General features: G+C 61.2%; 1 protein-coding gene (only partly in view). It reads left to right on the top strand.

Features of this window, described 5'->3' with window-relative positions:
• The first annotated feature begins 38 nt into the window (after window positions 1–38).
• Window positions 39–14,284, top strand: the 5' portion of a protein-coding gene (gene syrE / locus BLR20_RS04190; protein ID WP_054994098.1) for a non-ribosomal peptide synthetase. Its footprint extends 14,125 nt past the window's final position; the window shows 14,246 of its 28,371 coding nt (coding positions 1–14,246); it begins with the start codon at window positions 39–41; its stop codon lies beyond the right edge, outside the window.

Here is a 14,284-nt window from a genome sequence, read left to right as displayed (position 1 = left end):
GAGACGAGCCAATTGATTTCGCAAACAGGTGCTTTGAGATGAATTCGTTGATCGACAATCTGTGCACGCAAGAGCAAGAGCCTCTTCCGTTGGCTTCGGTTCAGCAAGGTATCTGGCTTGATCAGCTCGCCTATCCGCACCTGCCTTATTACAACATCGGCATGACTCTGGAGATCAAGGGCGACATCGATATTGCACTGTTCGAGAACGCCATCCAGAGGGTCATCGACAGCCATGACGCGCTGCGTCTGAGTTTCAGTCACGAGAGCGGGATGGGCGGCCAGCGGGTGCTGTCCGAGGCGCCGTTCAAGCTTGAAGTGACCGACTTGCCTGAGGTCGACGGCAACGTCGAGCATGCCATTGCGCATCTGCGCGAGTCCTTCCGCCAACCCTTTGAGTCAATGACCGGACAACTCTGGGAGTCGCGTCTGGTTCGTTGCGGGCCGCAGCTCTATTACTGGTTCAATCGCTTGCACCACCTGGTTGCCGACGGCATCGGTGCAGTGCTGATCGCGCATGCCGTGGACGATGTCTACTCGGGCTTGCTGGAAGGCAAGGAAGTGCTTGTCGAGGGATCTTCTTACCTCTCGTTCCTTGAGGAAGACAAGGCCTACATGACGTCTTCTCGCTACGAGCGTGATCGACTGTTCTGGGAGCAGGCCTACGCGCAACTGCCGCCGGTTCTGCTGCAACGCAAAGCAGATTTCAAGGCGGGCCTTTCCAGCGTTCCAGCCCCCAGTGACCAGGTTCAAGCCATGTTGCCCCGCGCGCTTTATAACGCGCTGACTCGGTTTGCCAGCGAATGCAACTTGTCCGTGGCTCATGTACTGGTCGGCGTGATCAGCACCTATTTCTGCCGCACTGTAGGCGTCGATGAGATCGTTGTCGGTATGCCGGTGCATAACCGTACCAGTGCTCGTCAGAAGGCCACCATCGGCATGTTTTCTTCGGTCAGCCCGATTCGCGTGGGCTTCGACCCGCATGAAACGCTGGTCGACCTGATGAATAACATCGGCACGCAACTACGTCGCACTTACCGCCACCAGCGTTTCCCGATTGCCGAACTCAACCGTAGCCTGCGGCTGGCGCAAACCGGACGCCACCAGTTGTTCGATGTTTCACTGTCATTCGAAAGCTTCGATGGTGACGTCACGTTCGGCTGCGATGACCCTGCGCGGGTGCTGATGCTGGACAACGGTTACGAGCAGACGCCCATGGCGATCTTCGTACGCGATTACCATCCCTCTGAAGACGTCCACCTGGATTTCAACTTCAACACGGCTTACTTCACCTTCGAGGAAGCGCAACGCGTACAGCAGCGCATCTTCGCCATGCTTGAAGCTGTGCTGAATCAACACGACACGCCCTTGGCGCACTTTCCGCTGATGAGCAGGAACGAGCATCAGCAACTGGCCACTTTCAACGAAACCGCCCTCGCCTATCCCCGCGATGTTCTGATTCACCAATTGATCGAACAACAGGTCGCCCAGCGTCCGGATGCCTGCGCGGTGCGCAGCGACAGCGGTCCGTTGCTCACTTACGCCGAACTCAACCAACAGGCCAACCAGCTTGCCCATCGTCTGATCGAACTGGGCGTAGAGCCGGATACACGGGTCGCAGTGAGCCTGCGTCGCGGCCCGGAAATGGTCGTGGCGCTGCTGGGTATCCTCAAGGCTGGTGGCGCCTACGTGCCGATCGACCCTGACCTGCCCAGCGCCCGCCAGGCCTATATGCTTGAGGACAGCTCGCCGCAGGCGCTGCTGACCACTCAGGATCTGCACGACAACCTGCCGGCCCTGGACCTTCCGGTGCTGGTACTCGATGGTCGCGATGACAACGCGCAACTGACCGAGCAGCCAACCGGCAACCCGGATGCCAAGGCCCTGGGCCTGCAGCCGAATCATTTGGCCTACGTGCTCTACACCTCGGGTTCCACCGGGCAGCCCAAGGGCGTGATGAACGAACACCTGGGCGTGGTCAACCGCCTGCTTTGGGCCCGTGACGCCTATCACGTGGACAGCAATGATCGTGTGCTGCAAAAGACCCCGTTCGGCTTCGACGTGTCAGTCTGGGAGTTTTTCCTGCCATTGCTCGCCGGTGCCGAGCTGGTCATGGCACGTCCCGGTGGCCATCAGGAGCCGGATTACCTGGCGCAGGTAATGAGTGACGCGGGCATTACCCTGCTGCACTTTGTGCCCTCGATGCTTGATGTGTTTCTGGAACACCGTTCGAATCGCGACTTCCCGCAACTGCGCCGCGTATTGTGCAGTGGCGAGGCCTTGCCCCGCGCGTTGCAGCGCCGCTTCGAGCAACACCTGAAGGGCGTTGAACTGCACAACCTGTATGGCCCGACCGAAGCGGCCATCGACGTGACTGCCTGGGAGTGCCGTCCGACGGATCCTGGCGAAAGCGTGCCCATCGGCCGTCCGATTGCCAACATTCAGATGCACGTGCTGGATGCCCTGGGCCAGTTGCAACCGCTGGGCGTGGCCGGTGAGCTGCACATTGGCGGCATCGGCGTGGCGCGGGGTTACCTGAACCAGCCAGAGTTGAGTGCCGAGCGTTTTATCGCCGACCCGTTTTCCAACGATCCGCAGGCACGTCTGTACAAAACCGGCGACGTGGGTCGCTGGCTGGCCAATGGCGCGCTGGAATACCTGGGCCGCAACGACTTTCAGGTGAAGATTCGCGGCTTGCGTATCGAAATCGGCGAAATCGAGGCCGCCCTGGCCTTGTGCGCCGGTGTGCGTGAAGTGGTAGTGGTTGCCCGCGCAGATGACCCTGCACATCCGGACGACAAGCGTCTGGTGGCCTACTTGTGTGGCGAACCGACACCCGCCGAAAACCTGCGTAAAGAGTTGCTTGAACACCTGCCCGACTACATGGTTCCCAGCGCGTTTGTGCAGATGGACAGCCTGCCTTTGACACCAAACGGCAAGCTGGATCGCAAGGCCCTGCCTGCTCCGGATGCGCAATCGCTGATCAGCCGTGGTTACGAAGCGCCGCAAGGCGAAGTGGAAACCCTGCTGGCGTCGATCTGGGCCGACGTGCTCAAGGTCGAGCAGGTCGGTCGTCATGATCACTTCTTCGAACTGGGTGGCCACTCGCTGCTGGCGGTAAAACTGATTCAACGCATGCGCCAGGTCGGTCTGAGTGCCGATGTGCATGTGCTGTTCGGCCAACCAACCGTGGCGGCATTGGCGGCAGCAGCCGGTGGTGACTCGGAAATCGTGGTGCCGGCCAACCTGATTCCCGAACGTTGCGACCGTATCACCCCGCAGATGTTGCCGCTGATCAACCTCTCTCAGGCGCAGATCGACCACGTGGTGCAGGACGTGCCCGGCGGTGCTGCCAACGTGCAGGACATCTACCCGCTGGCACCGTTGCAGGCGGGGATTCTTTACCACCATATCAGTGCCGAACAGGGCGACCCTTACACCCTGAAAGCACTGTTTGCGCTATCTGACCGGGCGCGACTGGACGATTTCAGCAGCGCTTTGCAAGACGTGATAAACCGCCACGATATCCTGCGCACCGCAGTGCTGTGGGAAGACCTCGACGAACCGGTGCAAGTCGTGCTGCGTCAAGCTGAACTGCACGTCACCGAGTTGTGCCTCGACCCTGCAGACGGCCCGGTTGACGAGCAATTACACCAGCGCTTCGACCGTCGGCATTACCGCCTCGATGTGCGTAACGCGCCATTGATGCGCATTGTCGTTAGCCATGACCCGGTCAACGACCGCTGGCTGGCGATGTTGCTGTCCCATCACCTGGTCAGCGACGCCACTTCCCTGACCGTGGTACTGCATGAAATTCAGGCGCACCTGCTCGGTCAGGGTAATGCGTTGGGTGAGACAGTGCCGTATCGCAACTATGTCGCCCAGGCTCGCCTGGGTGTCAGCGAGGCACAGCACGAAGCGTTCTTCCGCGAGATGCTCGGCGACGTCGATGAGCCGACGCTGCCGTTCGGTTTGCAGAATGTGCAGGACGGCGGCCGCGACCTCGAAGAGGCCAGCGTGACCCTGGCGGCCGAACTGAACCTGCGTTTGCGGGCTCAGGCCCGGCAGGCAGGCGTCAGCGTCGCGAGCCTGATGCATTTGGCCTGGGCGCGGGTGCTGGGCAATGTCTCCGACCGTGAACAGGTGGTGTTCGGTACGGTACTGCTGGGCCGTATGCAGGCCGGTGATGGCGCCGACCGTGCGTTGGGCATGTTTATCAACACCTTGCCGCTACGCGTCGATATCGACGCGACGACAGTGGCCGAGGGATTGAAGGCGACCCACCAGCGGCTGACCTCTTTGCTCGGACATGAGCATGCTCCGCTGGTACTCGCCCAGCGTTGCAGCGGTGTGGCCGCACCAACGCCGCTATTCAGTGCATTGCTCAACTACCGGCACAGCGTCGTGAGCGATGTTTCGGCAGAAGCTGCCACCGCCTGGGAAGGGATCGAGTCCTTCGGCACCGAAGACCATACCAACTACCCGTTGACCCTGAACGTCGATGACCTGGGCGATGACTTCACGCTCACCATTCAGGCCGTCCAGCAAATTAATGCCCAGCGCATCGGCGAGTACATGCAGGTTGCACTGCGCAGCATCGTGGAAGCGCTGGAACATACGCCGCAAGCTGCGCTGAACAGCCTGTCGATACTGCCGGACGATGAGCGCGAGCTGTTGCTGGCGGGCCTCAATGACACCGCCCACCCTTATCCGCGCGATGTTCTGATCCACCAACTGATCGAACAACAGGTCGACCAGCGTCCGGATGCCTGCGCCGTAAGCGGCGACAGCGGTCCGCTGCTCACCTACGCCGAACTCAACCAACAGGCCAACCAGCTTGCCCATCGTCTGATCGAGCTGGGCGTTGAGCCGGATACGCGTGTCGCGGTCAGCCTGCGTCGCGGCCCGGAAATGGTCGTGGCGCTGTTGGGTATCCTCAAGGCCGGTGGCGCCTATGTGCCGATCGACCCTGACCTGCCGAGCGCCCGCCAGGCCTATATGCTTGAGGACAGCTCGCCGCAGGCGCTGCTGACCACTCAGGATCTGCAAGACAACCTGCCGGACATTACGCTGCCGATACTGGTCCTGAATGACCATCAGGAGAGCGCCCAGCTTGCCGCACAGTCGTCCGCTAACCCGGATACCAAGGCCCTGGGCCTGCAGCCGAATCATCTGGCCTACGTGCTCTACACCTCGGGCTCAACCGGGCAGCCCAAGGGCGTGATGAATGAACACCTGGGCGTGGTCAACCGCCTGCTCTGGGCCCGTGACGCCTATCACGTGGACAGCAACGATCGTGTGCTGCAAAAGACCCCATTCGGCTTCGACGTTTCGGTCTGGGAGTTTTTCCTGCCGCTGTTGGCCGGTGCCGAGCTGGTCATGGCTCGTCCCGGTGGCCATCAGGACCCTGACTACCTGGCGCAGGTAATGAGTGACGCGGGTATTACCCTGCTGCACTTCGTGCCCTCGATGCTCGATGTGTTTCTGGGACACCGCTCAACCCGCGACTTCCCGCAACTGCGCCGCGTGCTGTGCAGCGGCGAGGCCTTGCCCCGTGCGTTGCAGCGCCGCTTCGAGCAACACCTCAAGGGCGTTGAGCTGCACAACCTGTATGGCCCGACCGAAGCGGCCATCGACGTGACTGCCTGGGAGTGCCGTCCGACAGATCCGGGCGACAGCGTGCCCATCGGCCGTCCGATTGCCAACATTCAGATGCACGTGTTGGATGCCCAAGGCCAGCTGCAACCGCTGGGCGTGGCGGGCGAGCTGCACATTGGCGGCATCGGCGTGGCACGGGGTTACCTGAACCAGCCGGAGCTAAGTGCCGAGCGTTTCATCGCCGACCCGTTTTCCAGCGATCCGCAGGCACGCCTGTACAAAACCGGCGACGTGGGTCGCTGGCTGGCCAATGGCGCGCTGGAATACCTGGGGCGCAATGACTTTCAGGTGAAGATTCGCGGCCTGCGTATCGAGATCGGCGAAATCGAGGCCGCTCTGGCCAAACACCCGGCGGTCCATGAAGCAGTGATCACTGCTCGTGAAGATGTGCCGGGCGATAAACGCCTGGTGGCTTATTACACCCTGGTCGCAGAGCATGCTTCGGTAGACATCGACAGCCTGCGCGCCTGGTTGCAGGAACAACTGCCGGCCTACATGATCCCGACGGCCTATGTGCTGCTCGACTCAATGCCGCTGACGCCGAACGGCAAGCTGGATCGCAAGGCGCTGCCAGCCCCGGACGGTGATGCGCTGATCACCCGTGGCTACGAAGCCCCGCAAGGCGAGACCGAAGAGCAGATCGTGGCTATCTGGCAAGACCTGCTGGGTGTCGAGCAGGTCGGGCGTCACGACCATTTCTTCGAACTCGGTGGCCACTCACTGCTGGCCGTCTCTCTGATCGACCGTCTGCGCAAGCAGGGTCTGAATCTCAACGTAAACACTGTATTCACTGCGCCCAGCGTGCGTGAAATGGCCTTGGCCATCAGCCAGGACAAACAAGCCCTGTTCCAGGCACCGGCCAACCGCATCCCGGCAGACTGCACGCAATTAGCGCCAGACATGTTGCCGCTGGTGAACCTAAGCGTTGATGAGATTGAACTGATCACCTCCGCCGTTCCCGGCGGAGCCGCCAATGTCCAGGACATCTACCCGCTGGTGCCGCTTCAGGAAGGCATCCTGTTCCATTACCTGCTGAATCGTGAACGCGACGCCTATCTGGTGCGCTCGACGATCGAGTTTGACAGCCGTGCGCGTCTTGACGCCTTTCTTGAGGGCCTGCAAACGGTTATCGACCGCCATGATGTTCTGCGCAGTTCGGTGCATTGGGTCGGCCTGCCGCAAGCGGTGCAAGTGGTGCACCGCCAGGCGCAGTTGCCGGTACATACCCTGACCCTGACGCCGGATGAAGACGCACTCAGCCAGGTGGATCGTCTCAGTGATCCAGGCCGTCTGCGTATGGATCTGCAACAGGCACCGCTACTACAGGCCTACATTGCTGGCGACCCGAACTCGGAGCGTTGGCTACTGGCGCTGATTGATCACCACATGATCAGCGACCACACCACCCTGGAACTCATACTCGAAGAAATTCGCCTGCTGATGCGCGGCCAGGGCGCAGACCTGCTGCCACCGCAGCCTTATCGGGAGTTTGTCGCACAGACCCTCGCCAGCCCTGCAAGTGCCCACGAAGCCTACTTCACCCGCCGTCTGGCTGATGTTGATTCACCCACCGTGCCGTTCGAACTGGTGGAAGTTCAGGGCGACGGCAACGACGTCAAAGAAGCCGAGCTGGCATTGAGCAGTGACCTCTGCGCACGTATCCGGACTCAGGCCCGGGAGCGCGGCATGTCCTCGGCGGTTCTGTTCCATGTCGCCTGGGCTCAGGTGCTGGCCCGTTGTACCGGTCGCGATGATGTGGTGTTCGGCACCGTAGTCACCGGCCGCCTGCAAGGCACAATAGGTGCCGAACGGGCCATGGGCATGTTCATGAACACCCTGCCGGTTCGTGTGCAACTGGCCACGCAAGGCGCCCAGGAACTGGTCATGGCCACCCACCGTGATCTCAGCGAGTTACTGAGCCACGAGCAGGCATCATTGGCCCTGGCTCAGCGTTGCAGTGGCATGGCTACGGCGGTGCCGTTGTTCTCCAGCCTGCTCAACTACCGGCACCAGAGCGAGGACAGCCAGTTGCAATGGCCGGGCCTGCGCCTGCTCGACAGCTCCGAGCGCACCAATTATCCGTTGTGCTTGTCGGTCAACGATTACGGCAGTGACCTCGGCCTGTTGATACACAGCGTGCAGCCCGCGGATCCGCAACGCCTGTGCGCCATGATGCAGTGCGCATTGGAGCAACTGACCGACGCGCTGGTGCACACACCGCAGATGGCCGTTACGCAGCTGGATGTACTGCCCACCGCCGAGCGCAACCTGCTGCTGGAGACCTTCAACCAGAACCATCAGGACTACCCGAAAGACCTGTGCATTCAGCACCTGTTTGAAGCACAGGCACGGACGCAACCTGATGCCATCGCCGTGGCTTTCCAGGCGCAGCGCTTGAGCTATGCCGAATTGAACCGTCAGGCCAATCGTCTGGCTCATCATCTGATCGACCTGGGCATCGGCCCGGATGATCGAGTGGCGATCTGCGTCGAGCGCGGCGTGGAAATGATGGTCGGCCTGCTCGGTGTGCTCAAGGCCGGTGCTGCTTATGTGCCACTGGACCCGGCGTATCCGGCCGATCGCCTGACTTACATGATCGAAGACAGTACGCCGTCGGCGGTGCTGACACAGCGTCACTTGCAGGAATGTCTGCCGACCCTGACCTTGCCACTGGTGTTGCTCGACAACGATCAGCGCAACACCTTTACAGAGCGTGACGACAACCCGGTGGTGGAAACCCTCGGCGTGCGCAACCTGGCGTATGTGATCTACACCTCGGGCTCCACTGGCAATCCCAAGGGGGTGATGATCGAGCACCGCGGTCTGGTCAACTACAGCGTCGATGCAGTACGGCTGTTTGCCCTGTCCCCAACCGACACCGTGCTGCAACAGAACACCCTGAACTTCGACCTGTCTGTGGAGGAAATCTTCCCGGCCTTGCTGGCGGGTGCCACGCTGGCGCCGAGCAGCGAGATCTTCGGTAGCGAAGCGACTGAAAATCACGGTATTCATCCGACCGTCCTGCACCTGACCGCTGCGCACTGGCATACGCTGGTGGCCGAATGGCACAAGCAGCCGCAGGTCGTTGAGCAACGTCTGCAGCATGTGCGCTTGATCAACGTCACAGGTGATGCACTGTCGGCGCAGAAACTCAAGCTCTGGGATGAGATTCGACCGACGCACACTCGCCTGATCAATACCTATGGCCCTACCGAGGCCACCGTTTCCTGTACCGCCGCTTACGTCAGCCACGATGCTGTAGCCGGCAGCGAAGGCAGCGGCAACGCGACCATCGGCAAGCCGATGGCCAACACCCGTATCTACCTGCTTGATGGCCACCAGCAGCCGGTGCCGTATGGCGCGGCCGGTGAGATTTTCATCGGTGGCGATGGCGTGGCGCGCGGTTACCTGAACCTTGCCGAGGTCAACGCCGAGCGTTTCCTCGCGGATCCGTTCAGCAACGACCCTGACGCCAGGATGTACAAAACCGGTGACCTGGCGCGCTACATGGCCGACGGTCGGATCGAGTACCTGGGGCGTAACGACTTTCAGGTCAAGGTGCGTGGTTTCCGCATCGAACTGGGCGAAATCGAAGCCCGTCTGGGCAATTGCGCCGGAGTCAAGGAGGCGGTGGTTGTCGCCCGGGAAGATAATCCGGGAGACAAACGCCTGGTAGCTTATGTGGTTGCCCAGCCGCAAAGCCAGGTTACAGCCGCTGAGCTGCGCGCCGAACTGGCACCGCAGCTGGCCGAGTACATGCTGCCAAGCGCGTTCGTACTGCTTGATGAACTCCCGTTGACGCCGAACCGCAAGCTTGATCGCAAGGCCTTGCCAGCCCCGGATGCTGATGCGCTGATCAGCCGTGGCTACGAAGCCCCGCAATGCGAAACCGAAGAGCAGATCGTGGCTATCTGGCAAGACCTGTTGGATGTCGAGCAGGTCGGTCGTCACGATCATTTCTTTGAACTGGGTGGCCACTCACTGTTGGCCGTCTCTCTGATCGAACGTCTGCGCAAGCAGGGCCTGAATCTCAACGTAAAGACTGTATTCACTGCGCCTACCGTGCGTGAAATGGCCTTGGCCATCAGCCAGGACAAACAAGCCCTGTTCCAGGCACCGGCCAACCGCATTCCGGCCAACTGCACTCAATTAACCCCAGACATGTTGCCGCTGGTGGAACTGAGCGCCGCTCATATTGAACTGATCACCTCGACCGTTCCCGGTGGAGCCGCCAATATCCAGGACATCTACCCGCTGGCACCGCTCCAGGAAGGCATCCTGTTCCATTACCTGCTGAATCGTGAACGCGACGCCTACCTGATGCGCTCGATGATCGAGTTCGACTGCCGTGCGCGTCTCGATGCCTTTCTTGAGGGCCTGCAAACGGTTATCGACCGCCATGATGTCCTGCGCAGTTCGGTGCATTGGAACGGCCTGCCGCAAGCGGTGCAAGTGGTGCACCGCCAGGCGCAATTTTCGGTACATACCCTCACCCTGACGCCGGATGAGGACGCACTCAGCCAAGTGGATCGTCTAACTGATCCAAGTCATCTGCGCCTGGACCTGCGACAGGCACCGCTACTGCTGGCCTACGTTGCCGGCGACCCAAACTCGGATCGTTGGCTACTGGCGCTGCTTGATCACCACATGGTCAGCGACCACGTCACCCTGGAGCTCATACTCGAAGAAATTCGCCTGCTGATGCGCGGCCAGGGCGCAGACCTGCTGCCACCGCAGCCTTATCGGGAGTTTGTCGCACAGACCCTCGCCATCCCTTCAAGTGCCCACGAAGCTTACTTTACCCGCCGCCTGGCTGATGTCGACTCACCCACCGTCCCGTTCGACCTGGTGGAAGTTCAGGGTGACGGCAATGACGTCGAAGAGGCCGAACTGACATTGAGCAGTGACCTCTGCGCAGGTATCCGGACTCAGGCCCGGGAACGCGGCATGTCCCCGGCGGTTCTGTTCCATGTCGCCTGGGCTCAGGTGCTGGCCCGTTGCACCGGTCGCGATGATGTGGTGTTCGGCACCGTGGTCACTGGCCGCCTGCAGGGTACGGTCGGCGCCGAGCGGGCCATGGGCATGTTCATGAACACCCTGCCGGTTCGCGTGCAACTGACCGCGCAAGGCGCGCACGAGCTGGTCATGGCCACCCACCGTGATCTCAGCGAGTTACTGAGCCACGAGCAGGCGTCATTGGCCCTGGCCCAGCGTTGCAGTAGCGTGTCCACGGCGGTGCCGTTGTTCTCCAGCCTGCTCAACTACCGGCACCAGGGTCAGGACAGCCAGTTGCAATGGCCGGGCCTGCGCCTGCTCGATAGCTCCGAGCGCACCAACTACCCGTTGTGCTTGTCGGTCAATGATTACGGTCGTGACCTCGATTTGGTGATACACGGCGTGCAGCCTGCGGATCCGCAACGCCTGTGCGCCATGATGCAGTGTGCCTTGGAACAACTGACCGACGCGCTGGCGCACACACCGCAAATGGCCGTTACGCAGCTGGATGTGCTGCCCGCCGCCGAGCGCAACCGGCTACTGGAGACTTTCAACCAGAACCGCCAGGACTACCCGACGGACCTGTGCATTCAACACCTATTTGAAGCACAGGTACGGACGCAACCTGATGCCATCGCCGTGGCTTTCCAAGGGCAGCGCCTGAGCTATGCCGAATTGAACCACCAGGCCAACCGTCTGGCTCACCACCTCATCGGTCTGGGCATTGGCCCTGATGATCGGGTGGCGATCTGCGTCGAGCGCGGCGTGGAAATGATGATCGGCCTGCTTGGTGTGCTTAAAGCGGGCGCGGCTTACGTACCTCTTGACCCGGCCTACCCGGCCGAGCGCCTGGCTTACATGATCGAGGACAGTACGCCATCGGCGTTGCTCACTCAGCGTGATCTGCAGATGCGCTTGCCGACACTGAAATTGCCGCTGGTATTGCTCGACGAAGATCAACGCACCACCTTTACCGAGCGTGACGACGACCCGGTGGTGGAAGCCCTCGGCGTGCGCAACCTGGCGTATGTGATCTACACCTCGGGCTCTACCGGTAATCCCAAAGGGGTGATGATCGAACATCGCGGCCTGGTCAACTACAGCGTCGATGCGGTACGGCTGTTTGCCCTGTCCCAGAGCGACATCGTGCTGCAACAGAACACCTTGAACTTCGATCTGTCTGTGGAGGAGATCTTCCCGGCCTTGCTGGCGGGTGCCACCCTGGCGCCGAGCCGCGAGGTCTTCGGCAGCGAAGGGACTGAAACTCACGGCATTCATCCGACCGTCCTGCACCTGACCGCTGCGCACTGGCACACACTGGTGGCCGAATGGCACAAGCAACCGCAGTTGGCGGCTCAGAGCCTGCAACATGTGCGTCTGATCAACGTCACTGGCGATGCGCTGTCGGCACAGAAGCTCAAGCTCTGGGACGAAGTGCGCCCGGCGCACACTCGTCTGATCAATACTTACGGCCCTACCGAAGCGACGGTGTCCTGCACCGCCGCTTACGTCAGCCACGATGCTGTAGCCGGCAGCGAAGGCAGTGGCAACGCGTCCATCGGCAAGCCGATGGCCAATACCCGCATCTACTTGCTTGATAGCCACCAGCAGCCGGTGCCGTATGGCGCGGCCGGTGAGATTTTCATCGGTGGCGACGGCGTGGCACGCGGTTACCTGAACCTTGCCGAAGTCAACGCCGAGCGTTTTCTCGCGGATCCGTTCAGCAACGACCCTGACGCCAGAATGTACAAAACCGGTGACCTGGCGCGCTACATGGCCGACGGCCGTATCGAGTACCTGGGCCGTAACGACTTCCAGGTCAAGGTGCGTGGTTTCCGTATCGAACTGGGAGAAATCGAAGCCCGTCTGGGCAATTGCGCCGGGGTAAAAGAGGCGGTGGTTATTGCTCGGGAAGACAATCCGGGAGACAAACGCCTGGTGGCTTATGTGGTTGCCCAGCCGCAAAGCCAGCTTACAGCCGCTGAGTTGCGCGCCGAACTGGCACCGCAGCTGGCCGAGTACATGCTGCCAAGCGCGTTCGTAATGCTTGATGAACTGCCGTTGACGCCGAACCGCAAGCTTGATCGCAACGCCTTGCCGGCTCCGCAAGCCAATGCCTATGCCAGCCGCGAACACGTGGAGCCGCAAGGTGAGACCGAGATTGCGCTGGCGCAGATCTGGCAAGACCTGCTCGATCTGGAACAGGTGGGCCGTCATGACCAGTTCTTCGAACTCGGCGGCCACTCCTTGCTGGCGATGCGTTTGATTTCCCAGGTGCGCCATCAATTGGGCGTTGAACTGGGTCTGGCCGCGCTATTCGCCCATCCCGAACTGAGCACCCTGGCCGTGGCCATTACCCAGGCCGGGCGCAGCAACTTGCCGGACATCGTGCCAGTGGCACGCGATCAGGCGTGGCCGTTGTCATTCGGCCAGCAACGTCTGTGGTTTCTTGCCCAGATGGAAGGCGCCAGCGCGGCCTACCACATGCCTGCCGGTCTCAGCCTGCATGGCAAACTGGATCTCGAAGCAATGCAACGGGCGCTGGAGCACCTCGTTGCGCGCCACGAAGGTTTACGCACCACCTTCATGCAGGGCGATGACGGACAGCCTCTGCAACGTATCAGCCCGGCAGATGTCGGCTTCAACCTGCACATCTACGATCTGCAAGGGCTGGCGGATGCCGAGGAAAAACTTCAGGCACTGGCCAGCGAAGAATCGCTGCAAGACTTCGATCTGCAACAGGGCCCGTTGATTCGTGGCCGCCTGATGCGTATGGCCGAGGACCGTCACGTCCTGCTGCTGACCCTGCACCATATCGTTTCCGATGGCTGGTCGATTGGCGTGCTGACCCGCGAATTGTCCGCGCTCTATGCGGCATTCAGTCAGGGCCAGGACGACCCGCTGGCGCCGCTGGATCTGCAATACCTGGACTACGCAGTTTGGCAACGTCGCTGGCTCAGTGGCGATCTGCTGCAACAGCAAAGTCACTACTGGCAGCAAACCCTGGCAGACGCTCCGGCGCTGCTGATGTTGCCCACCGACCGTGCGCGTCCGGCGCTGCAGGACTATGCCGGCGCAGCACTGCCCATCGTTTTCGACAAAGACCTTACCCAAGGTCTCAAGGCATTGAGCCAACGCCGCGGCAGCACCCTGTTCATGACGGTCATGGCCGCGTGGGCCGGGCTGCTGGGACGCCTGGCGGGCCAGGACGAGGTGGTCATCGGTACGCCAGTGGCCAACCGTACTCGCAGCGAAGTCGAAGGGCTGGTGGGCCTGTTCGTCAACACCCTGGCGATCCGCGTCGACCTCAGTGGCAAGCCCACGGCAGAGACGCTGCTGGCGCGGGTCAAGCAGCAGACGCTGGATGCACAGACGCATCAGGACTTGCCGTTCGAACAAGTGGTTGAAGTGATCAAGCCGGTACGCAGTCTGTCCCACAGCCCGGTTTTCCAGGCGATGTTGTCGTGGGAGAACAACGAGGCGTCTGATCTGACGCTCGGCGACATGACTCTGAAAAGCATCGAATTGGCCGCTGATACCGCTCAATTCGACCTGACGCTGGACATGGCCGAGGTGGATGAGCAACTGGTCGGCACGCTGGAGTACGCCACAGCGCTGTTCGATGAGAGCAC

It is taken from the genome of Pseudomonas congelans (genome assembly GCF_900103225.1).
GTDB classification, from domain to species: Bacteria; Pseudomonadota; Gammaproteobacteria; order Pseudomonadales; family Pseudomonadaceae; genus Aquipseudomonas; species Aquipseudomonas congelans.
Note: the sequence above shows the minus strand (reverse complement) of the source record. Positions and strands in the feature narration are given on the sequence as shown.